A 22,210-nucleotide genomic window follows, 5' to 3' on the forward strand; every position below is an offset into this window, starting at 1 on the left:
GAGTTCATGCGGGTGAGGATCGGATGCCGGAACCAAAACAACCCCCGCACGGGGCGGGGGTTATTGGCACGGCGCTGGCTGTGGGTGGTGCTTACAGCTGCGGGGTCCAGGTCACGCTCAGCAGTGCCGCGCGGCCTTGCTCCTTATAGCTGTAGTCGATAGATGGAGCGGGCCAAGGGCCGGTGGCCCGCTGATAGGTGCCAAGATGGTAGTCGCGGTCGAGCACATTGTTGATCTTCAGATCCAGGCGGGTTGAAGCGGTCGCCTGCCAGTTGGCGCGCAGGTCGAGCGTGCCGTAACCAGCCAGCGTGCTGCTGTTGGCAGCATCGGCAAAGCGCTCGCTGAATAGCGCCCAGGTTGCGCCCACGCCGAAGTCACCAAACTGACGATCCAGGTCGCTGGTCAGTGTGCGTTTTGCACGCAGTTGCAGGGTTTTGCCTGTCTGGCGGTCGCGCGGGTCGATGAAGCTGGCGGCGGTCCGCGAGGCCCAGCCCATGACGTCGGTGCTCATGGCCAGCTCCAGGCCGTTGATGCGCGCTTCGTCGACGTTGTTCATCTGGAACGTGCTGGAGTCCCAGACAATCAGATCCTTGATGTCGGTGCGATAAAGAGAGGCTTCCCACTGGCTGTTCAGCAAGTCTCCACGCCATTGCAGCTCGAAGGTACGAGAGTGTTCAGGGTCCAGGTCTGGGTTGCCACCCCAGCCCGGCGGCGCGTAGAGGTCGTTGAACGTCGGTGCACGGAAGGCGGTGGCATAGCTGACAATCCATTGCTGGCTGTCTCCGCTGGGGATGGCCAGTGCGGCGTTCCAGGTGTTGTGCTCACCAAAATGCTGATTGTCGTCGTGGCGCACGCCCAGCTCGGTGCTGATGCGTTCCCCAGTCCAGCTGTGCTGCGCGAACAGGCCGATGTTTTCGCGACGGTCCTTGGTGTAGGCGTTGGTAGAGTCCAGTTTGTCGCGTTGCCAGTCAGCCCCTACGTTGAGCTGCTGGTCAGCAGACAGGTCGATGTAGTTCAACCAACTGACAGAGTGGCGCTCGGTTTTAATCTGGCCGTCATTGAAGCGAGAGCCGACGGTTTTGTTACGGTCTTCGCTGCTGCCCAGCTCCAGGCGGCTGCGCCAGCCGGTGGTCAGCTGGCCTTGCAGGTAGGCAGCATAGCCGCGTACGCGGAACTGGTTTTCCGGGTTGGCCGGGTTGAACTCGTAGGCGTCGTCAAACTCGCTTTTGCCATTCTGTTCGTTGACGCTGAGACCTGCGCTCCAGTCCTCGTTGAAGGAGTGATCAAAGCGGGCGAAATAGCTCTTGGTGCGCTGGCTGTCCTCATCGCGGTCGTTGCCAAGGTTATCCTCGGTGAGGTCAAAGCCTTCTGTTTCATTCAGGGTTGCGCCGAGGATGAAGCGGCTGTTGTCGTTGCCGCCGCTGATATCAATGCTGCGCTCGAATGTGTGGTTGCTACCAACTCCCAGTCGAATGGTTGGCTGCAGGCCTGTTTGACCCTGCCGGGTGAATATCTGGATTACGCCGCCGATGGCGTCGGCGCCATAGACCGCCGAGCGTGGACCGCGTACCACTTCGACGCGCTCGATATTGTCGATGTTCAGGTAATCAAGCCGCGCGCCGCCCGTGGTTGCTGAGGCGATACGTTGTCCGTCTACCAGTACCAGAGTCTGGTCAGTTTTGCCGCCGCGAACGAAGTACGACAGCACGCCGCCATTGCTGTTTAGCTGAACACCCGGAACGCGGCGAAGCAGTTCCGGCACGCTGCGTGCCTGCAGGCGCTCGATGTCGTCCCGGTCAAAGACGGTGTTGGCTGCCAGCGCCGATTCGCGTGGTTGCTCAAGGCGGGACGCAGTGATGATGGTTTCAGGCAGATTGAGAGCATCGTTGGCCTGAGCAACAGCGCAGGCCAACAGGCCGGGGATGATCAGCAGTGACTTGTTCATTGGTTTCCTCAAAAGTTCGGCTTTTGAGGAGGGCGGGAAGTCAGGAGGCAGGCCACGGCGCGGCGACTGCACGCTGACCGGTGACGCCCTCCGCGACACCTCAGCAGACAGCGGGCACGGCAGTGCCGTGGCTGTACTCGCGCTGGGCCGGTCTCCGGACTCGGAATCAGAGCATCATCGCCTTCCCATGCTGAGCACAGTGGCGTTGTCGATGATACTGGCAGGGCAGGCCTGCGATTCCTTACCGTTGCGGGGGCAGTGTCGGATTTGCACCGACTTCCCGTTTCACCCGGGCTGCAGAGCAGCCTCGGGCACCCAGGCGACTGGAAGTGGGGCGGACTCTAGGGCTTTCGGCCCGGCGGGTCAAGTCTCAGCCAAGTCGGCTGAGACGGGTACGGATTGCGTTTTCGATGCCGGCTGCATCAAGCCCGCACTCGGCGAGCATCTCAGCGGGCTTGGCGTGCTCGACATAGAGATCGGGCAGGCCGAGGTTGAGCACCGGCAGGTTGATGCCTTCGGCCAGCAACCACTCGTTGACTGCGCTGCCGGCACCGCCCATGACTGCGTTTTCTTCGACGGTGACCAGCAGGTCATGGCTGGCGCTTAGCTCCGCAATCAGCTGGGTGTCCAGCGGTTTGACGAAGCGCATGTTGGCGACGGTCGCGTTGAGCGCCTCGGCGGCCTTGCTGGCGTGCTGGTGCAGGGTGCCGAAACACAAAATGGCGACCTGTTCACCCCGGCGGGTTACCGCGCCCTTGCCGATTGGCAACGGTTCCAGTGCCGGGTCAATCGGTACGCCGGGGCCGGTGCCACGCGGATAACGCACGGCGGCCGGGCCTTCGTGCAGGAACCCGGTGGTCAGCATTTGACGGGTTTCGTTCTCGTCGGCCGGTGCCATGATCAGCATGTTCGGCAGGCAGCGCAGGTACGACAGATCAAAGCTGCCGGCGTGGGTCGGGCCGTCCTCGCCAACCAGGCCGGCTCGGTCGATGGCGAACAGCACATCCAGATTTTGTACCGCAACGTCGTGGATCAGCTGATCGTAGCCGCGCTGCAGGAAGGTCGAGTAGATGGCAACCACCGGCTTGGCACCTTCGCAAGCCATGCCAGCTGCGAGGGTGACAGCGTGCTGCTCGGCGATGGCAACATCGAAGTAGCGCTTGGGAAAACGTTCGGAGAAGGCGATCAGATCCGAGCCTTCCTTCATTGCCGGGGTAATGCCGATCAGGCGCTCGTCCTGCTCGGCCATGTCGCACAGCCACTGGCCAAAGATGTTGGAGAACTTGGGTTTGCTGACGCCATTGCTCGGGGCCTTGGGTTCCAGCTTGGTGATCGCATGGTAGCCGATCGGGTCCGCCTCAGCGGGCGAGAAGCCCTTGCCCTTCTGGGTGATTACATGGAGGAACTGCGGGCCCTTGAGCTCGCGCATGTTCTTCAGGGTGCGCACCAGGGTTGGCAGGTCGTGGCCATCGATCGGGCCGATATAGTTCCAGCCCAGTTCCTCGAACAGGGTGCCCGGCACCAGCATGCCCTTGGCGTGCTCTTCGGTCTTGCGTGCCAGCTCCCAGGCCGGCGGGATCTTCGCCAGTACCTTTTTGCTGCCTTCACGCATGTGCGAGTAGGTGCGGCTGGAGAGAATTTTGGCCAAGTAGTTGGACAGGCCGCCGACGTTGCGTGAGATCGACATGTCGTTGTCGTTCAGCACCACCAGCATGTTGGCCTCGACTTCCGAGGCGTGGTTCAGTGCTTCAAAAGCCATGCCTGCGGTCAGCGCGCCATCGCCGATTACTGCGACGGTGCGGCGGTCCAGCCCCTGCAGCCCGGCAGCGATAGCCATGCCCAGGCCGGCGCTGATCGAGGTGCTGGAGTGGCCGACGCCAAAGGTGTCGTAGGGGCTTTCGCTGCGGCGCGGAAAGGCCGCGAGGCCGTTTTTCTGGCGCAGGCTGGCCATCTGTTCGCGGCGGCCGGTGAGGATCTTGTGCGGGTAGGCCTGATGGCCTACGTCCCACAGCAGGCGATCATCCGGCGTGTGGTAGACATAGTGCAATGCAATGGTCAGCTCAATGACGCCGAGGCCAGCACCAAAATGACCGCCGGTCTGGCCCACACTCCAGAGCAGAAAGGCGCGCAGTTCATCGGCCAGTTCTGGCAACTGACTTTCGTCGAGCGCGCGCAGCGACTCGGTGTCGTCGACACAGTCCAGCAGCGGTGTGCTGGGGCGATGGAGCGGGATTTCGTGGAAAGTGCTGGGCATCAAACAAGGCTCTGGGTGCCACTGTCGGTGGCGGGAAAACAAGGGCGCAGTTTAACCGATGCAGGGCAATAGCCCAACTGCGCGCAGGGGTATCTCAGAAGCGGCGCTGAACGGTGTAGTCAGCCAACTGGCGCAAGCGCTCTGCCGCAGGACCGAACTCAGCGACGGCGGTGAGCGCCTGGTCGCGCAGCTCAGCGGCCAGGCGATGGGCACCGTCCAGCCCGAGCAGTGCCGGGTAGGTCGGTTTGTCACGGGCCAGGTCGGCGCCCTGCTGCTTGCCCAGCACGCTGGTGTCGCTCTCGATATCGAGGATGTCGTCCTGCACCTGAAACGCCAAACCGACGCTGTCGGCATAGCGGCCCAGGGCGGCCAGTTGGGCGGGGTTGATGCGCTCGCTGGCCAGCGCGCCCAATTGCACGCTGGCGCGAATCAGGGCACCGGTTTTGTGCCGATGCATGGATTCCAGCGTGGCCTGATCCAGTTTTTCGCCGACCGCGCCCAGATCGATTGCCTGCCCGCCAACCATACCTTGCGGGCCGGCGGCGTGGCCGAGCAGTTGGACCATGCGCAGGCGGGTTTCTGCCTGCGAGAGCGGCGCAGATGCCAGCAGCTCAAAGGCCAGCGCCTGCAAGCCGTCACCGGCAAGTATCGCGGTGGCCTCATCGAAGGCACGGTGGCAGGTGGGCTGACCGCGGCGCAGGTCGTCGTTGTCCATGGCGGGCAAGTCGTCGTGTATCAGCGAGTAGGCGTGAATCAGCTCGACGGCCCCGGCAGCGTGATCTGCCTGCCCCGGCTTGCCGCCGGCGGCCTCGCAACTCGCATAGGCCAGCAGCGGCCGCATCCGTTTGCCGCCAATCACGACGCTGTAGCGCATGGCGCTGTAGAGGCGATCGAGGCGAGGCTGAGGGGTATCCAGCTGGCTACTCAAAAAGGCGTTGATACGTTGCTGGCAGGATTCGAGGTACTGCTGAAAGTCGCTCATTCGCCAGCGCCGTCAAAAGGCTCGGTGCCTAGCTCGCCATTATTTTCGATCAACTGCTGGACCTTCTGCTCAGCCTGCGCGAGTGCTTGCTGGCACTCGCGGGTCAGGGCGACGCCCTGCTCAAAGGCGCTGAGTGACTCTTCCAGACTGAGGTCTGCGCTTTCCAGGCGTTCTACCAGTGCCTGCAGCGAGCCTAGCGACTGCTCGAAATCTACGGCAGTTTTCTTCCGGGCCATGCGTTACCTCATCCGGCGGTGATTCAAACGGCTGAACATTACCCAAGGGGCAGGGGCGGGTCAATTGGTGTGGCGTGGTGCAGGGGGGGTGGTAGCATTGATACAGATCAGCAAATGTGTCGCTTTTTTGACTCTGTTAATGTCTTTCAATGCGGTGTTGATTACAATTTGACATCACTCTTACTTCTTCTTCTGATCTGCCATGACCGATGAATCCAAAGTGGTTGTTGCTGCTCCGGCGCAGCAGCGCGATCCGATTATTAAGGCGCTTCAGCAGGCCGGGCTTGATTGTGAGCTGATTTGCCAGCCGCAGGATTGCAGTGAAGCGCCGCTATGTCGTTGGCTTGCCCCTGACCAACTGAGCGAGCGCAGCCGCGTGCGCTTTGTTCTGGAAGATGCCATTGCCACGCTGGAGCAGACGCGTCACGCCTTTCGTTCGCGCCAGTTGGCGGCGCTCCGCCATCGCTTACAAGGGCTATTGCAAAGCTTGTCAGAGGATGGGCTCTAGGGTAGCGTGTTTCCTTACAAAGAGACGGCTTTGCCGGTCAGGACGCAAGGGCCTGAAAGACAAGGCGCTGCAGGCCCGAGCTTTTTCAGCTTGGGGCTGCAGCGCCTTTTTTGTTGCCTGGACAAACCCGCATAACAACAGTCGGCTGCCGTCTGGAGGGTTGCCCATTCACTGTCATGGATTTGATAACCGTGCTTAAACCGGTACTCGACAAGCTGGGGCTTGATGCCTGCGGCCTGCAACAGCGGCTGCATTTTCTCGATTGGACCGACGCAGATGGCGAGCGCTTACGCCGGGTTGCCAGTTTTGGCGAACGGACCAGCCATGAATTTGTTGAGGCGCTCTATGAGCGCTTGAAACAGTATCCGGAAACGCAGGCGATTCTCCGCGGCGACGGCTTGGTCGAGCGCCTGAAGCACAGCCAGCGGGGCTACTACAGCCGCCTGTTCTGTGGCGAGATTGATCAGCGCTATCTGGAAGAGCGTGTGCGCATCGGGCACATACACGAACAGGTTGGGGTTGAGCTCAAGTGGTATCTGGGCGCGTATCGGATGTACCTGAGTCGCATGCTCAGCAGTTGGTTCGACGATCTCAGTGTGGAACAGGAGTCAAGGCTGGCGGATTTCGACAGTCTGCTGAAGATTGTCTTTTTTGACATGAGCCTGGCCGCTGATGCCTATATCGACGCCGAGCACCGTGCCCTGGAAGCCAGCGAAGCCCGTTACGCCCATGCCCTGCGCGGTGCCAACGATGGTATCTGGGACTGGGATCTTCAGCATGATCAGCTGTACGTCTCCGAGCGCTGGGCCAGCATGCTTGGGTTGACTCAGGCGCAGGTCGGGCAGCGTTCGATGCATTGGTTTGAGCGCGTGCACCCGGACGATCAGGCTGAGTTGCAGGCGGCGATTCAGCAGCACCTCAAAGGTGGCTCGCCCTGGATTCGGCACGAGTATCGAATGCGTCGCAGCGACGGCAGCTATCTCTGGGTATTGACCCGGGGGGTGGTTGAGGTGGATGTCTCCGGCTGTCGCCGACTGGCCGGGTCGCAGACCGATATCAGCGAGCGCCAGCGCTTTCAGCGTGAGCTGGAGCATGCTGCACGGCACGATCCGCTGACCGGGCTGATCAATCGACACCAGCTCAACATTCAGCTGCAGCGCACCGCAGCCCAACTGAACCGCCCTGGTGCGCGTCACGCGGCTTTGCTGTTTATCGACCTGGACCGCTTCAAGCTGATTAACGACAGCCTCGGCCACGCCGCCGGTGATCGGGTATTGCTGATGGTGGCAGAGCGGCTGCGCACCTGCCTGCGGCCTGGCGATCAGCTCGCCCGTTTTGGCGGCGATGAGTTTGTCATGCTGCTGGATGATCTGGCGTGCGCTGAGGATGCCGAGACAGTGGCAACGCGGGTGCTCTCGGCGCTGCGTGAACCGCTGTGTTTTGGTGAGCGTTGCCTGGTGGTCAGCGCCAGTATCGGTGTTGCCCCGCTGTTGCCGGGGCAGGGACTGGAGGACGCCTTGCAGGCCGCCGACCTGGCACTTTACGGCGCAAAGGAGTCGGGAAAGGCGCGCTTCGAGCGGTTCGACCAGTCGATGCAGCAACGGGCGCGGCAGCGTTTGAGGCTGGAAAGTAATGTGCTGCAGGCGCTGCAGCGAGACGAGTTTACCCTGCACTATCAGCCGATCTTTGATCTGCGTACGCCAGATCAGCCACCGGTGGCGGTCGAGGTACTGTTGCGCTGGTCCCATGAAGGCGAATCCGTTTCGCCTGCCGCCTTTATCCCGGTACTGGAGGAATCAGGCGAAATTGTGCGGGTTGGCTACTGGGTACTGGAGCAGGCCTGCCGCCAGGCGCAAAGCTGGCAGCTCGATGGGGTCGGGCCGCTGCGCTGCTCGGTTAACCTGTCTGGCCGGCAGTTGCAGGAAGCGGATTTTGTACAACGTGTACGGGATATTTTGCAATCCACTGGATACGCCGCTAGCGGACTGGTGCTGGAAATTACCGAAAGTCTGTTGATCGATCACGATTCGCGGGTGCTCGCCAGCCTGCGTGAACTCGCCGAGATGGGCGTGCGTATTGCGCTGGATGACTTTGGTACCGGCTACTGCTCGCTTGGCTACCTCAATCGTTTTCCGCTGCACATCATCAAGCTGGATCGCAGCTTTTTGCACGAGACCCACGAAAATACCCGGCAACTCACCATCTGCAGAGCGATCATCGCGCTGAGCCACAGCTTGGGGCTGGAGGTCGTTGCCGAGGGAATCGAACACTTGAGTCAGGTCGATTTGATGCTGCAGGAAGGGTGCACGCTGGGGCAGGGCTTCAAACTGGGCTTCCCCATGTGCGCCGACGATCTGAAAGACTTGCTTGTTCCTTGATGTTTACCACTGCGCCGCGCTACTGCAGGGCAGGTTGCATCCCTGTTTGCCGGGCTGGCGCTGGCCAGTGTGCAGATTACCGCGGCGGTGGAGCAGCAAAGCAGTGTCAATGACGAAATCAGTCGCAGTCTGCAGCGTATCGTATCCGCTTGGGCAGCGTGACCAACCTTGAGGCGATGGCCGAAAACGATGAGCATGCCGTCGAATTGATGGTGCTGGTGCCGCGACTGGAAGGGCTGGCCGGCGAGTTCTGGCAGGCGCACCGCGCCCGCTCAGACGTCTCCCCAGAGGTGCTGCAGCATGGTCAGCGCGACCACCGGGGCAGTCTCGGTGCGCAGTACCCGCGGGCCGAAACGGGCAGCGTGGAACCCCGCTTGCTCAGCCTGCACGATCTCGCCAGCGCTCAGGCCGCCCTCCGGGCCGATCAGCAGAGCGGCTGAGCGGGGTGCCAGCAGGCTGGTAAGGTCCTGCTCGGTGCGGTGGTGCAGGACCAGTTTCACCTCGGCCTGCAGGCCGGACAGCCAGTCCTGCAGTGCCATTGGCGGATGGATTACCGGCACTGTGCTGCGGCCGCACTGCTCGCAGGCGCTGACGGCGATCTGCTGCCAATGAGCCTGGCGCTTGTCGGCGCGCTCGCCCTGCAGCTTGACCTCGCAGCGCTCGGTAAACAGCGGGGTGATTTCGCTGACGCCCAATTCGACCGCCTTCTGAATGGCCCAGTCCATGCGCTCGCCACGGGATAACGCCTGCCCGAGGTGGGTATGCAGCGGCGACTCGGGCGTGCCGGGCACCGGTTGCTGCAGGGTTATGGTCACTTCGCGTTTGCTGACCGCGCTGACTTCGCCCGGCCATTCCTGGCCGGTGCCGTTGAAGATTTGCACCGGTGCCCCGGGCGCCAGACGCAGCACCCGGCCGATGTAGTGGGCAACGTCGCCGTCGAGAAAGACCTCGCCCGCCGCCAGCGGGCGATCCAGATAAAAGCGGGATACGCGCATGCGATCAGTCCCGGGTGGCCAGCTGGATACCTTCCCAGGCAACGCTGGCAAGGTGGTCGATCTGGTCCGGCGTGATCACGTAGGGCGGCATGAAGTACACCACGCTGCCGAGTGGGCGCAGCATTGCCTGATTTTTCAGTGCGTGCTGATAGACCCGGATGCCGCGGCGCTCCTGCCACGGATAGGCCTCTCGGGTCGCCTTGTCCTTGACCATCTCGATGGCCAGCACCATGCCGGTCTGGCGGACTTCGGCTACATGCGGATGGTCGACGAAGTGGGCGGTGGCCTTGGCCATGTGTGCCGACAGCGCCTTGTTGGCCTCGATCACATTGCCCTGTTCCAGCAGGTCCAGGGTTGCCAGTGCTGCGGCGCAAGCCAGCGGGTTGCCAGTATAGCTGTGCGAGTGCAGGAAGGCGCGCATGTTCTCGTAGTCGTCGTAGAACGCCTGATAGATGGTGTCGTTGGTCATGCAAACGGCCATTGGCAGATAGCCGCCGGTCAGCGCCTTGGAGAGGCAGAGGAAGTCCGGGGCAATATCGGCCTGCTCGCAGGCAAACAGGCTGCCGGTGCGGCCGAAGCCGACTGCGATTTCATCGTGAATCAGGTGCACACCGTAGCGGTCGCAGGCTTCGCGCAGCAGCTTGAGGTACACCGGGTGGTACATGCGCATACCGCCAGCGCACTGGATCAGTGGCTCGACAATGACCGCAGCAATCTCCTCGTGCTGCTCGGCCAGGGTCTTTTCCATGTGCGCAAACATCTGCCGGCTGTGTTCCTCCCAGCTAACGCCTTCCTCTCGGTAGTAGCAGTCGGGGGAGGGGACGGTGATCACGTCCATCAACAGCGGCTGGTAGGTTTCCTTGTACAGCGCGACGTCACCCACCGCCAGGGCCGCCAGGGTTTCGCCATGGTAGCTATTGGTCAGGGTGACGAAGCGCTTCTTCTGCGGCTTGCCGGTGTTGAGCCAGTAATGGAAGCTCATTTTCAGCGCCACTTCGATGCAGGAGGAACCGTTGTCGGCATAGAAGCAGCGGGTCAGCGGCGCAGGGGTCATTTTCACCAGACGCTCGGACAGTTCGATCACCGGGGTATGGCTGAATCCGGCGAGAATCACGTGCTCAAGGGAGTCGAGCTGGTCCTTTACGCGCTGGTTGATATGGGGGTTGGCGTGGCCAAAGATGTTGACCCACCACGAACTGACGGCATCCATGTAGCGGTTGCCTTCGAAGTCATGCAACCAGATGCCTTCGCCCCGCTGAATCGGGATGACCGGCATGTGCTCGTGGTCTTTCATCTGGGTGCAGGGATGCCAGAGCACCGAAATGTCGCGTTGCATCCACTCGTTGTTCAAGCCCATGTTCACCTCGTGTTGGATTGGCCAGGTGAGCGATTGTACATGAGCGGTGTGGGTGCTGCAGAGAGCGGCCGGGGACGTGCGCCACCGGCCGCGGGGGTGGTTCAGCGGGTGCCGAACACCACCATAGTCTTGCCTTTGACGTCGATCAGGCCCTGTTCCTCAAGGCTTTTCAGCACGCGGCCAACCATTTCCCGGGAGCAGCCGACGATGCGGCCGATTTCCTGGCGGGTAATCTTGATCTGCATGCCATCGGGGTGGGTCATGGCGTCAGGCTGCTTGCACAACTCAAGCAGGGTGCCGGCAACCCGCCCGGTCACGTCGAGAAACGCCAGATCACCAACCTTGCGCGTGGTTTTGCGCAAGCGCTCAGCCATTTGCCGGCCGACGGCGTAGAGCAGTTCGGGATCACGCTGGGTCAGTTCACGGAACTTGCTGTAGCTGACTTCCGCTACTTCGCATCCGGTTTTGGCGCGCACCCAGGCGCTGCGGTCGTGCTGCGCGGGTGACAGATCGAACAGCCCCATTTCGCCGAAAAAATCGCCCTGGTTCAGGTAGGCGATGATCATTTCGCGGCCGTGCTCATCTTCGATCAGGATCGTGACCGAGCCCTTGACGATATAGAAGAGACTGTCTGATTGGTCGCCCGCATGGATCAGCGTGCTACGTGTAGCAAAACGCCTGCGATGGCAGTGGGCGAGAAAAGCATCGATGTTTTTTATTTTAGGAGTCAGGTTGATTGAAACCATTAAAAGCGTGTCCTGGCCGTAGTCGCGCGTATCCAAGATGCGGCGCATCCGTGTCAGCCTCAGCTTGAGACTGATACGAATTATGTCCAGTTTTTACCCGTATGACCAGTGCGGACATCTGTCGCAGGTGGCTGTGGTATTCTCGCGGCCTCTGAGCGAATTTCCGGCGGGAGTGGGTGATGAAAGCAACGGTCAAGTGGGTCGATGGGGTCATGTTTCTTGGTGAGTCTGGCAGCGGCCACACGGTAGTGATGGATGGCCCGCCGGAAGCAGGCGGGCGCAATATGGGTATCCGCCCGATGGAAACGGTGCTGGTGGGGTTGGGTGGCTGTGCCAGCTTTGATGTGGTCAGCATCCTCAAGAAGGCCCGTCAGGATATTCGGGATGTGCACACCGAACTGGCCGCCGAGCGCGCTGACGTTGAACCCAAGGTCTTCACCAAGATCCACCTGCACTTCGTGGTAACGGGCAAGAACCTCAAGGAAGCGCACGTCAAGCGCGCGGTCGAGCTGTCTGCCGAGAAGTACTGCTCGGCTTCGATCCTGATGGGGCGCGCCGGTGTGGAAGTGACCCACGACTACGAAATCGTCGAAATCGACTGATCTGCTGTCTGCGGGCGTTGCAGTCTGCGCGCCCGTTTCCTTTATGGCGCTCGACGGCCAGTCTGTTGGCGAACTGGGCCCTTTCACGCTGACCATGGTGCGTTACCATCGGGCTCCTCTATAACAACAAGCAGGGAGTTTTCATGCGTGCGTCCATGTTGGTAGGCAAATTGTTGATGCTGGTTTTTTGGCTGACGGTCATCCTCAGCCTGTTTGGTCTCGTCCCGGTACCCAATCCACAGCGTCTGCAGATGATCGCGTTGATCGTGCTGGGTGTGCATGTGCTGGAATGTCTGCTGACGTTCGGCAAACTGAAAAAAACCGGTGCGCTGGGCGTGCATCTGGTGCAGGTCATGTTGTTCGGGGTGTTGCATCTGCGCCACCCCGATACCGTGCAAGCAATGAATCAGGCCTTGTAAGTGGCCTTGGTCATTACCCTGGAGAGCAGCACCATGGCCTGCTTGATCGGCTCTGGGAATACCGCGCCACCAGCTTCCAGTGCCTGGTGACCATGTTCGATCTCGTCTTCGCGCATCTGTTCCAGAATGGCGCGTGACTTGATGTCTTCCTCCGGCAGCTGGGTCAGGTGATCGTCCAGGTGGCGTTCGACCAGCTGTTCGGTTGCTGCGACGAAGCCCAGGCTGATGCGGTCGCTGATCAGTCCGGCGGTTGCACCAATGCCGAACGACATGCCGTAGAACAGCGGATTGAACACGCTGGTGCGACTGCCCAGCTCCTTGAGGCGCTGCTCGCACCAGGCCAGGTGGTCAATCTCTTCAGCTGCAGCGTGCTCCATCTTGTCGCGTACTTCGGGCAGCTTGGCGGTCAGCGCCTGACCCTGATAAAGCGCCTGTGCGCACACCTCGCCAGTATGGTTTATTCGCATCAGTCCGGCGATGTGCTGACGTTCCTCATCGTCCAGCGGCACATTGGCCAGGTGCTGGGCAGGTGAGGGACGCTGAGCCTGGGCCGCACCGGGAATCAGCGTGCGCAGTGACTGGTCGGCCTGGTTCAGCAGGCGGTCGATGAAACTGTAGTGTCGAGTGCTCATGGTGGCTCCTCCTGCCCTCTGCGGCTTAGCCCGGCGGCCAGGTCATCTGGCGTTTGCCAAGGACATGCAGGTGAATATGGTATACGGTCTGGCCACCCTGTTCATTGCAGTTGAACACGGTACGGTATCCTGCTTCGCAGCCCAGCTCTTTCGCCAGTTTCTGTGCGGTATAGACCATGTGACCGACAACGGAGCGATCGTCTTCGGTGACGTCGTCCAGTGTGGCGATGTGCTTTTTCGGGATCACCAGAAAGTGCACTGGCGCCTGCGGGTTGATATCGTGAAAGGCGAAGACCTGATCATCTTCGTATATCTTCTTGGACGGAATCTTGCCGTCGATGATCTTGCAGAACAGACAATCCACGCTGCGCTCCTTGGTTTGCTTAGGGCGCGGTCGGTGACCGCATCATCGGCAGTGTAACGCAGGCAAACGGATTGGCACTATCGGGAAGTGCGTAGCATGGCGCGCTGCGCAGCAGAGGAGGCGTTGGTTGAAAAACGATATTCACGACCTTGGGTTGGTGCTGGATTCGCGTGTCCGGCTGATCGTCATTGAGTCCTGGCAGGAATTGCGGGTGCTTGAAACCATCGGCTCGCTGGCCGTGCAACGCGCGCAGACATGGTACACCTGGAATCATCTGGATGGTCTGAGTCGGCTCGGTTTTGGTGCTGACCTTGACCCGGAGCGGGATACCCGCGATGCAGGTGTTGCGCTTGATGTGGTGCGAGAGTCTGGCGAGAACGCGCTGTATGTGTTCTGCGATCTGCACCCGTTCCTTGACTCGCCGCGCATCGTCCGGCAGCTGAAGACTCTTGCCATGAACCCGGGAGTGACGGGTCCGACGCTGATTTTGATCAGTCACGGTGTCACTCTGCCGCCGGAGCTCGGCCGGCTGGCGGCCCGGCTGCAATTGAGCATGCCGTCCGAAGAAGAACTCACCGCCATTGTGCGGGAGGAAGCGATCCGTTGGAGCGAGGCCAACCGTGGTCAGCGGGTGCGTACTGATAACCGCACGTTGCAGCAGGTGGTACGCAACCTGCGCGGCACGACCCATGATGAGGCGCGTCGACTGGCCCGCAACCTGATCATCGACGACGGCGCTATTGACCAGAGCGACCTGCCGAACCTGAACAAGGCGAAGTTCGAGCTGCTCGGCCTGGATGGCGTGCTCAGCTATGAGCAGGAAACTGCCCGCTTTGGCGAGGTGGGCGGCTTGCAAAAACTGAAAGCCTGGTTGGCGGCCCGGCAGGCAGTGTTCAGCAGCGCGGGGAGCGTTCAGGATATGCCGCGCGGCGTCTTGCTGGTCGGCGTGCAGGGTGCCGGCAAGAGCCTGGCTGCCAAGGCTGTCGCCGGCCTGTGGGGGATGCCGTTGCTGCGGCTCGACATGGCTGGGCTGTATAACAAGTACATTGGGGAAACAGAGAAAAATCTGCGCGAGGCATTGCAGTTGGCGGATGCACTTGAGCCTTGCGTTCTCTGGATCGATGAAATCGAAAAGGGTGTTGCCGCAGATCAGAGTGACAGTGGCGTTTCGCGCCGTATGCTGGGCAGCCTGTTGACCTGGATGGCGGAACGGCAATCGCGGGTTTTTCTGGTGGCGACCGCCAACGATGTGTCGCAACTGCCGCCGGAACTGATCCGCAAGGGGCGGATCGATGAGCTGTTCTTTGTCGATCTGCCGGATGAGGCCGTACGTGCCGAAATCTTCGGCATTCACTTGGCCAAGCGCGACCTTGATCCGAGTCAGTTCGATCTGCAGCAGTTGGCGCAGACCAGTGAAGGATTTTCTGGCGCGGAGATCGAACAGGCGGTGGTGTCGGCGGTTTATGCGACCGCCGCCAGTGGGGAGCTGCTGGGCGGGCGCGACATACTGGCGGCAATTGGTCGGACTTCACCACTGTCAGTCGTCATGGCCGAAAAGCTGCAAGCCCTGCGCGCCTGGGCGCAGGACAGGGCCGTGAGGGCGGATTAGAAGGGCTTGACTACAACCAGAATAACAATACCCACCAAAGCCAGCACTGGAGCCTCGTTGAACCAGCGGTAGTAGACGTGTGAGCGAGTATTGGCGTCAGCCGCGAAGCGGGTTCGAATGCGACCGCAGAGGTGGTGGTAGATTACCAGCAGGGTGACCAGCGTCAGCTTGGCGTGCATCCAGCCCTGGCTTAGCCAGCCCGGGTTTAGATAGAGCATCCAGCCACCGAGCACCAGGGCGATGATCATGGAGGGGTTCATTATTCCGCGCAGCAGCTTGCGCTCCATGATCTTGAAACGCTCGCGACTGATCTCGTCTTCGGCCTGGGCGTGATAGACGAACAGGCGGGGCAGGTAGAACAGGCCGGCAAACCAGGTAATCACGGCCATGATGTGAAAGGCTTTTATCCAGAGGTACACGCGTCTCTCCTATAAGCTGGCTGGCGCCGGGTCAGCGCTGGTAATTTCCGCCAGCGCTTTTATCATAGGGGACCGTTTTGCGGCACCGTTGCGCAGGCTGGCCGCAGGTTACCAATAATTCAAACGCAATTCAGGATGTGATGATGATCAAAGTAGGCATTGTAGGCGGAACCGGCTACACCGGTGTTGAGTTGCTGCGGCTGTTGGCCCAGCACCCCGAAGCGCATGTCGAGGTCATCACGTCGCGATCTGAAGAAGGCCTCTGCGTTGCAGATATGTATCCCAATCTGCGCGGTCACTACGATTACCTGCGTTTTTCTGTGCCGGATGTCGCTGCCCTCGGCGCTTGTGACGTCGTGTTCTTTGCTACCCCGCATGGCGTTGCTCACTCGCTTGCGGGTGAACTCCTGGCAACCGGCGTCAAGGTGATCGACCTGTCCGCGGACTTCCGTCTGCGTGACGCCGAAGAGTGGGCTCAGTGGTATCACCAGCCGCACGGCGCGCCGGACCTGCTGCCGGAAGCGGTGTACGGTCTGCCCGAGGTTAACCGCGAGGCCATTCGGAGTGCGCGCCTGATCGCCGTCCCCGGCTGCTATCCGACCGCGGCCCAGTTGGGTTTGATTCCGTTGCTGGAAGCGGGGCTGGCCGACCCGGCGACGCTGATCGCCGACTGCAAGTCAGGCGTCAGTGGCGCAGGTCGTGGCGCGAATGTTGGTTCGCTGTTTTGCGAGGCGGGTGAAAGCATGAAGGCCTATGGGGTTGCGGGTCACCGTCATCTGCCGGAAATTCGCCAGGGTCTGCAACTGGCTGCCGGTGGCCCTGTTGGTCTGACCTTTGTGCCGCACCTGACGCCGATGATTCGCGGTATTCATGCCACCCTTTACGCGCGTGTGGCGGATACCACTGTGGACCTGCAGGCGCTGTTCGAAAAGCGTTACGCAGATGAGCCCTTTGTTGATGTGATGCCGGCTGGCAGCCACCCGGAAACCCGCAGCGTGCGTGGTGCCAACGTATGCCGTATCGCCGTGCACCGTCCGCAGGGTGGGGATCTGGTGGTGGTGTTGTCAGTGATTGATAACCTGACCAAAGGCGCTTCCGGGCAGGCGGTACAGAATATGAACATCCTGTTCGGGCTGGACGAGCGCGCCGGTCTGCAGCAGCCCGCGCTGATGCCCTGATGCGCTGGTCAAAGCGCGCCGGCTCTCACTCGTTTCGAGATCACCATGTCACGCTGCAGCCGCGCGAAAGCCGGATGCAGCGGCGCTGGCGGCGCGGGATGGTCATTCTTTTGCTGATCTCGATCCCGGTCAGCGCCTGGCAGGGCTGGGAAGCCGCGATGCGACACCAGCAGCCGCTTGAGCTGGAGCGTCAGGCGCTGATTGAGAGTCAGGCGCAACTGGCCAGAGAGTTGGAGGATACCCGTCAGCGTTATCACCAGATGGAGGTCGACCTGCTGGTGGCGCGTGACTCGGTACAGGAAGGTCAGCAGATCATTCATGAGCTGGAAGCGCAGCTGTTCAAGCAGCAGCAAAGTCTGGCTCAGTATCAGGGTGTGCTGGCGCCCAATGCGATGGCACCGGGGTTGCGGATCCAGGCTTTTGAGCTGCAGGCCACAGACGCTGACGACACTTTTCGCTATAAAGTCATGGTCAGTCGGGTGGGCGACGAGGGCGACACGCTGCAGGCCAAGCTGGCGATCAGTGTCGCGGGCAAACGCGACGGCAAGGCTGAGACCTTGCCTTTGTCCGAGTTGTCCCCAGCGTTGGGTAGCGATAGTCTGGACCTGAACTTCCGCTATTTTCAGGTGGTGCCGGCGCGCAGCGAGCAGGCTCTAATCACGCTTCCCGAGGGGTTTGAGCCAGCGCAGGTCACGCTTGTGGCGACCCGTGACGATGACACCCTGGTTGAGCAGGTATTCGATTGGACGGTTACAGGAGCAGCACCCTGATGTGGGGATCCGACAAGCACAAGAAGGCCGATATCAGTCAGTTCAGCGGCAAGACCACCATCATTGCTCAGCAGGCTCAGATTCGAGGCGACATGCGCTTTGATGGCGCGCTGCAGGTTGATGGGCGCATTATCGGTAACATTGAGGCAGAGCAGGGCCTGGTTCGTGTCAGCGAGCACGGCTATGTCGAGGGCGTGATCAAGGCACCTCATGTGGTTATTAATGGCCAGGTGGTCGGGGATGTGCATGCGCTGGAGCATCTCGAACTCGATACCAAGGCGCGCATAAGCGGCGACCTTTACTATCGCTACATGGAGATGGTCATGGGCGCGCAGATCAATGGTCAGCTCAACTACTTGGCCGATGAGGCGCAAGCGGTGCAGCTTGACCCGGTTCTCCAGCTGGAAGCGGAGAATAGTTGACCAAAAACCTCGGGAAAACGGATAATGGCCGCCCTGTTGTGCTGCGGCTGTGGCCGCCGGAGGTTGTATGTCTGCTGAAGTCTTTATCCCTTCCCCGCTTATTTTCAGTGATAACGCGGTCAGTAAGGTGCGCTCACTGATTGAAGAAGAAGGGAATGACAGTCTGAGTCTGCGTGTTTTCGTGACGGGCGGCGGCTGTTCAGGCTTCCAGTACGGATTCACCTTCGATGACGAGTTGGCTGAAGATGACACCATTGTTGAGCGCGATGGCGTGCGACTGGTGGTTGATCCAATGAGCTTCCAGTACCTGGCTGGGTCAGAGGTGGACTATCAGGAAGGGCTTGAAGGTTCACGCTTCGTCATCAATAACCCCAATGCCAGCACCACCTGCGGCTGTGGGTCTTCCTTCTCGATCTGACTAGGCGGGGTAGAGCGCCCCCAGGATGCGCTCTCCTTGTGCACCGGTTACGCTGGGCAGATTGCCCGGCAGTCGCTGATCGAATCGCCATGCCAGCCAGGCAAATGCCATGGCTTCCATCCAATCCGGACTGACGCCCAGCGCGTCCGTCGACTGAACCTTTTGTGCAGGCAGCCGCTGCTGCAGGAGCCTCATCAGGTGTGCATTGCGCGCGCCACCGCCACAAATGTATAGCTCGCTCGTATCGCGTGCGACCTGCTGCAGGCTGTCGGCGATCGTTGTGGCTGTGAGCGTGGCGAGGGTGGCTTGCACGTCAACAGCAGATACGCCTGGGGTGTGCTTCAGGTGTGCGGCCAGCCAGGCCTCGTGGAAATATTCGCGTCCGGTGCTTTTGGGGCCGGTCCGTGCAAAGTAGGGGTCGGCAAGCATACGATCAAGCAGCACCTGGTGTGCTTGACCCTGGCTGGCCCAGTCGCCATCGGCGTCGTAAGGGGTGCCAATATGACGCTGAGCCCAGTTGTCCATTAGCGCGTTGCCCGGTCCCGAATCAAAGCCAGCAGCTGTTTGGCCGGGCCGCAGAATCGTCAGGTTGGCGAATCCACCAATGTTTACCAAGGTGCGAGTCTGAGTCGGGCTAGTCAGCAGCCATTGGTGAAACGCAGGGACCAGCGGCGCTCCTTCGCCCCCTGCTGCGAGGTCGCGACTGCGAAAGTCCGCTATCACGTCAATGCCGGTAAGTTCCGCCAGTAATGACGGCGCTCCGACTTGCAAGCTGAATCCCTGGTCCGGATGGTGGCGAACGGTCTGGCCGTGGCTACCGATAGCGCGCACCTGCTCGCGACATACCTGATTCTGGTTCAGCAGTTGTTGTACGCCTTCTGCTGCCAGTCGCGCCCAGGCGTTGCCCGCGATCCCGGCCTGGTAAAGCTCGTCGCTGCTGGGGCTGCACAGGTCAAGCAACTGCTGGCGCAGACCCGCTGGCATCGGCACGCATAGCGCGTCCAGACATTCGGCCTGATGGGGATCTCGGAACCGGGAGAGGGTGATGTCGATACCATCCAGGCTGGTGCCTGACATGATACCGACATACAAGGAGGGCATTACTGATCCAGTGTGGCGAGCTGGGTGGCGCGGGACTGATCCATCGACGCCATCAGCTGCTGACTGGTCGCGAGGAAGGCTGTGCGCTCGCTGTTCGGTATTGGGTCAGAAGCGGGCAGTTGCACGCTCAGAGGGTCAACGTGGCGACCGTCAACACGGAACTCGTAATGCAGGTGCGGGCCGGTTGCCAGGCCGGTCATCCCGACATAGCCGATGATCTGTCCCTGTGTGACGTGGGTTCCGGCAGTGATGCCACTGGCAAAGCGACTCATGTGGCCGTACAGGGTCTGGTACTTGCGGCCGTGCTGGATGACAACTGCGTTACCGTAGCCGCCTTTGCGGCCTGCTGAAACCACGCGGCCGTCACCGGTAGCCTTGATTGGTGTTCCGGTTGCTGCTGCGTAATCGACGCCCTTGTGGGCTCGAATACGGTTGAGTACCGGATGCAGGCGACCGGGGTTGAAGCGGGAGCTGATGCGGGCAAAATCAACCGGTGTACGAATAAAGGCCTTGCGCATGCTGGTGCCGTCGGCGCGGTAGTAGCTGGCGTAGCCATTGTGGTCAGTGTAACGGACGGCTGTGTACGTCTTGCCGCGGTTGGTGAAGCGAGCGGCCAGGATATTGTTGGTGCCGACAGTCTTGTCGCCAACATGCAGCTCTTCGAATAGGACCTCAAAGCTGTCGCCCTGGCGGATGTCACGGGCGAAGTCGACGTCATAGCCAAAGATGTTGGCCATCTGCATGGTCAGGTTGTGGTTGAGGCCTGCGTTCTGCGCGGCGAGAAACAGCGAGCTGTTGATGGTGCCTTGAACGTAGCGTTCACGGGTTTCGGGTTCGATAAGCTGCTTGCTGAATGAGTAGCCTTCGGCCGTCCGATCGATGCGGATGGTTTCCAGGTCGCTCAATTTGGAGCGCATTGCGATCAGTTGGCCTTCGGTATCGGTCTGGTACTCCAGCACTTGGCCAACCTTCAGGCGAGTGAAGCGTTGCGCGTCCTGACTGCTGTTAATGACCGCATGCAAGGTGCTGGCACCCAGGTTGGCCTGGTCAAATAGCGTGGATAGCGTGTCGCCACTGGAAACCGTGATTTCATGCCAGGCGGGTTCGGCGTTTGCGCTGGTATCCTGCTCAACAGTCACGAGTGGCTCGCCGTTGGCGGCAGCAGTTGCCTGCCGGGCGATGTCCATCGGTTTGGGGATTGTGACTGCTTCGCTAACCAGTGCGTCCAGTTCTTCAGGAGACTGGGAGAGTGACTGGTCAGCATTGGATTCGGGGGCCGGCAACTCGAGCTGAACGAACGTTTTCTTCGCTTCGACGTCGGCGGTAGGGACTACGAGCAGGATGATGCTCAGCGTTGCGGCGATGCCACTGGCTGCCACGAGGTGGCTTTTGGGGTATCGCGGTGACTTTTTATCTTGAGATCCCATAAGCGCTCTTGTAGAAGTATTCTAGATAAAGTGGACTAACTTCCTAAATTATAATTGAAAAGCTGTTGTGGCAAGCTTTTGCCGTTCCCGCCTGTCAGATTTATACCGTCAAATTATGTCTTTCCCGAGATGTCTGCTATCTGGCGGGGCTGTCTGTGCTGCTTGTAATTGGTAGGCAATGTTGTATGGTTTGTCCCCCTGAAATCACCTCCCACTGACATTCACAGGAAATCTGTAGCTATGAAGCCGGTTGACGAGCAGTTGGCGCTGATCAAGCGCGGCGCCGATGAAATTCTGGTTGAGGGCGAGTTGCGTGCCAAGCTGGAGCGCGGCAAGCCACTGCGAATCAAGGCGGGTTTTGATCCAACAGCGCCTGACCTGCACCTTGGTCACACCGTGCTTATTAACAAGTTGCGCCAGTTCCAGGATCTTGGTCACCAGGTATTGTTCCTTATAGGGGACTTCACCGGCATGATCGGTGACCCGTCCGGCAAAAACGTCACGCGCCAGCCCTTGACGCGCGAGCAGGTGCTGGCCAATGCCGAGACCTATAAAGAGCAGGTGTTCAAGATTCTTGATCCGGCCAAGACTCAGGTGATGTTCAATTCCGCCTGGATGGACAAGATGACCTCAGCGGACATGATCCAGCTGGCGGGCAAGTACACCGTCGCGCGGATGCTTGAGCGCGATGACTTCGACAAGCGCTACAAGAGTGGTCAGTCGATCGCAGTTCATGAGTTTCTCTATCCATTGGTGCAAGGGTATGACTCAGTTGCGATGGAGGCAGATGTTGAACTGGGTGGTACCGATCAGAAATTCAACCTGCTGATGGGGCGTGAGCTTCAGCGACAGTATGGGCAAGAACCTCAGGTCATTCTCACCATGCCGATCCTGGAAGGGCTGGATGGTGTGAAGAAGATGTCCAAGTCGCTGAACAACTATATAGGTATCAGCGATGCGCCGGGTGAGATGTACAACAAGCTGGTATCGATGCCTGACAGCATTATGTGGCGCTACTTTGAGTTGCTCAGCTTCCGCACCATGGACGAGATCGACCAATTCAAAGCGGATGTTGCTGCCGGCGCTAATCCGCGTGATATCAAGATCAAGCTTGCCGAGGAGTTGGTAGCCCGTTTCCATGGTGAAGAGGCAGCGGCCAATGCTCACCGGTCAGCAGGCAATCGTCTGAAAGATGGCGAGCTGCCAGAAGATATTCCGGAAGTGGTAATCGAGGCGGAATCCGATTTGCCGATTTCTGCGGTCATCAACCGTGCGGGAATGGTGAAAAATGCGGCGGCTGCGCGCGATCTGTTGGCAGCCGGTTCGGTAAAGGTCAATGGCGAGGTTGTTGATCATTCCTGCGTGCTTGCGTTGGGTGATGAGTACGTGTGTCAGGCTGGCAAGAAGCGCTTTGCCAAGATTCTTCTGAAAAAGGCTTGACGGAAAAA

General features: G+C 60.3%; 22 protein-coding genes and 1 riboswitch. Of the genes, 10 read left to right on the plus strand and 12 right to left on the minus strand.

What is annotated here, in order from left to right; all coding sequences use genetic code 11:
* Positions 1 to 91: 91 nt before the first annotated feature.
* The 4 genes from C1949_RS16155 to C1949_RS16170 all read right to left on the minus strand — a co-directional run bounded on the left by C1949_RS16155 (position 92) and on the right by C1949_RS16170 (position 5,417).
* A complete protein-coding gene (locus tag C1949_RS16155) occupies positions 92 to 1,945 on the minus strand; it encodes a TonB-dependent receptor domain-containing protein (RefSeq protein WP_104739490.1) in 1,854 nt (617 codons plus the stop codon).
* Between the two features lie 128 nt (positions 1,946 to 2,073).
* Positions 2,074 to 2,278, minus strand: a riboswitch (cobalamin riboswitch).
* A 37-nt stretch (positions 2,279 to 2,315) separates the two neighbouring features.
* A complete protein-coding gene (gene dxs / locus C1949_RS16160) occupies positions 2,316 to 4,199 on the minus strand; it encodes a 1-deoxy-D-xylulose-5-phosphate synthase (protein ID WP_104739491.1) in 1,884 nt (627 codons plus the stop codon).
* 94 nt (positions 4,200 to 4,293) lie between these two features.
* On the minus strand, positions 4,294 to 5,181 hold the full coding sequence (locus C1949_RS16165) for a polyprenyl synthetase family protein (protein WP_104739492.1): 888 nt from the start codon (positions 5,179 to 5,181) through the stop codon (positions 4,294 to 4,296).
* On the minus strand, positions 5,178 to 5,417 hold the full coding sequence (locus tag C1949_RS16170) for an exodeoxyribonuclease VII small subunit (protein WP_104739493.1): 240 nt from the start codon (positions 5,415 to 5,417) through the stop codon (positions 5,178 to 5,180). Before C1949_RS16170 ends, C1949_RS16165 begins: the two co-directional genes overlap by 4 nt.
* Before the next feature lie 202 nt (positions 5,418 to 5,619).
* Between C1949_RS16170 and C1949_RS16175 the strand changes: the two genes are divergently transcribed.
* The gene (locus tag C1949_RS16175) at positions 5,620 to 5,925 is read left to right on the plus strand and encodes a hypothetical protein (RefSeq protein ID WP_104739494.1); all 306 of its coding nucleotides are present in this window, start codon (positions 5,620 to 5,622) and stop codon (positions 5,923 to 5,925) included.
* A 191-nt stretch (positions 5,926 to 6,116) separates the two neighbouring features.
* Positions 6,117 to 8,303 (plus strand): EAL domain-containing protein, encoded by a 2,187-nt coding sequence (locus tag C1949_RS16180; RefSeq protein WP_170063097.1) that lies wholly within the window; start codon positions 6,117 to 6,119, stop codon positions 8,301 to 8,303.
* 272 nt (positions 8,304 to 8,575) lie between these two features.
* On the opposite strand, the gene C1949_RS16185 is transcribed toward C1949_RS16180, so the two are convergent.
* The 3 genes from C1949_RS16185 to crp form a co-directional block, all read right to left on the minus strand.
* Positions 8,576 to 9,298, minus strand: a complete 723-nt coding sequence (locus C1949_RS16185; RefSeq protein WP_104739496.1) for a 16S rRNA (uracil(1498)-N(3))-methyltransferase — start codon at positions 9,296 to 9,298, stop codon at positions 8,576 to 8,578.
* Positions 9,299 to 9,302: 4 nt separating this feature from the next.
* On the minus strand, positions 9,303 to 10,655 hold the full coding sequence (locus C1949_RS16190) for an adenosylmethionine--8-amino-7-oxononanoate transaminase (protein ID WP_104739497.1): 1,353 nt from the start codon (positions 10,653 to 10,655) through the stop codon (positions 9,303 to 9,305).
* 101 nt (positions 10,656 to 10,756) lie between these two features.
* A complete protein-coding gene (gene crp, locus C1949_RS16195; protein ID WP_104739498.1) occupies positions 10,757 to 11,401 on the minus strand; it encodes a cAMP-activated global transcriptional regulator CRP in 645 nt (214 codons plus the stop codon).
* A gap of 179 nt (positions 11,402 to 11,580) precedes the next feature.
* Here crp and C1949_RS16200 point away from each other — a divergent pair, with 179 nt between their 5' ends.
* Positions 11,581 to 12,003, plus strand: coding sequence for an OsmC family protein (locus C1949_RS16200; RefSeq protein ID WP_104739499.1), 423 nt, complete (start codon positions 11,581 to 11,583; stop codon positions 12,001 to 12,003).
* Between the two features lie 143 nt (positions 12,004 to 12,146).
* Positions 12,147 to 12,422: a DUF1145 domain-containing protein gene (locus C1949_RS16205; protein ID WP_104739500.1), complete on the plus strand. Its 276-nt coding sequence runs from the start codon at positions 12,147 to 12,149 to the stop codon at positions 12,420 to 12,422.
* On the opposite strand, the gene coq7 is transcribed toward C1949_RS16205, so the two are convergent.
* Positions 12,410 to 13,054: a 2-polyprenyl-3-methyl-6-methoxy-1,4-benzoquinone monooxygenase gene (coq7, locus tag C1949_RS16210; RefSeq protein WP_104739501.1), complete on the minus strand. Its 645-nt coding sequence runs from the start codon at positions 13,052 to 13,054 to the stop codon at positions 12,410 to 12,412. The two genes, C1949_RS16205 and coq7, sit on opposite strands and share 13 nt — an antisense overlap.
* Positions 13,055 to 13,079: 25 nt before the next feature.
* Entirely contained in the window at positions 13,080 to 13,418 is a 339-nt protein-coding gene (locus tag C1949_RS16215) for a histidine triad nucleotide-binding protein (RefSeq protein ID WP_104739502.1), read from the minus strand.
* A gap of 127 nt (positions 13,419 to 13,545) precedes the next feature.
* Here C1949_RS16215 and C1949_RS16220 point away from each other — a divergent pair, with 127 nt between their 5' ends.
* Positions 13,546 to 15,027, plus strand: coding sequence for an AAA family ATPase (locus C1949_RS16220; RefSeq protein WP_104739503.1), 1,482 nt, complete (start codon positions 13,546 to 13,548; stop codon positions 15,025 to 15,027).
* On the opposite strand, the gene hemJ is transcribed toward C1949_RS16220, so the two are convergent.
* Complete coding sequence (gene hemJ, locus C1949_RS16225) at positions 15,024 to 15,446, minus strand: protoporphyrinogen oxidase HemJ (RefSeq protein WP_104739504.1); 423 nt, start codon at positions 15,444 to 15,446, stop codon at positions 15,024 to 15,026. The genes C1949_RS16220 and hemJ overlap by 4 nt on opposite strands.
* A 143-nt stretch (positions 15,447 to 15,589) precedes the next feature.
* Between hemJ and argC the strand changes: the two genes are divergently transcribed.
* The 4 genes from argC to erpA all read left to right on the plus strand — a co-directional run bounded on the left by argC (position 15,590) and on the right by erpA (position 18,234).
* A complete protein-coding gene (gene argC / locus C1949_RS16230; RefSeq protein ID WP_104739505.1) occupies positions 15,590 to 16,624 on the plus strand; it encodes an N-acetyl-gamma-glutamyl-phosphate reductase in 1,035 nt (344 codons plus the stop codon).
* Positions 16,625 to 16,722: 98 nt separating this feature from the next.
* Positions 16,723 to 17,394 carry a DUF6776 family protein gene (locus tag C1949_RS16235; RefSeq protein WP_146040339.1) on the plus strand — a complete coding sequence of 224 codons (672 nt, stop codon included), beginning with the start codon at positions 16,723 to 16,725 and terminating at the stop codon, positions 17,392 to 17,394.
* Entirely contained in the window at positions 17,394 to 17,816 is a 423-nt protein-coding gene (locus C1949_RS16240) for a bactofilin family protein (protein ID WP_104739507.1), read from the plus strand. Before C1949_RS16235 ends, C1949_RS16240 begins: the two co-directional genes overlap by 1 nt.
* A 67-nt stretch (positions 17,817 to 17,883) precedes the next feature.
* Positions 17,884 to 18,234 carry an iron-sulfur cluster insertion protein ErpA gene (gene erpA, locus C1949_RS16245; RefSeq protein ID WP_104739508.1) on the plus strand — a complete coding sequence of 117 codons (351 nt, stop codon included), beginning with the start codon at positions 17,884 to 17,886 and terminating at the stop codon, positions 18,232 to 18,234.
* Here erpA and C1949_RS16250 read toward each other — a convergent pair whose 3' ends face one another.
* Positions 18,235 to 19,335, minus strand: coding sequence for an anhydro-N-acetylmuramic acid kinase (locus C1949_RS16250; RefSeq protein ID WP_104739509.1), 1,101 nt, complete (start codon positions 19,333 to 19,335; stop codon positions 18,235 to 18,237).
* Positions 19,335 to 20,762 carry a peptidoglycan DD-metalloendopeptidase family protein gene (locus C1949_RS16255; RefSeq protein ID WP_104739510.1) on the minus strand — a complete coding sequence of 476 codons (1,428 nt, stop codon included), beginning with the start codon at positions 20,760 to 20,762 and terminating at the stop codon, positions 19,335 to 19,337. Before C1949_RS16255 ends, C1949_RS16250 begins: the two co-directional genes overlap by 1 nt.
* 240 nt (positions 20,763 to 21,002) lie before the next feature.
* On the opposite strand from C1949_RS16255, the gene tyrS reads away from it, so the two are divergent.
* The gene (gene tyrS, locus C1949_RS16260) at positions 21,003 to 22,202 is read left to right on the plus strand and encodes a tyrosine--tRNA ligase (RefSeq protein WP_104739511.1); all 1,200 of its coding nucleotides are present in this window, start codon (positions 21,003 to 21,005) and stop codon (positions 22,200 to 22,202) included.
* Positions 22,203 to 22,210: the final 8 nt, after the last annotated feature.

It is taken from the genome of Halopseudomonas oceani (assembly GCF_002903165.1).
Classification (GTDB): Bacteria; Pseudomonadota; Gammaproteobacteria; order Pseudomonadales; family Pseudomonadaceae; genus Halopseudomonas; species Halopseudomonas oceani.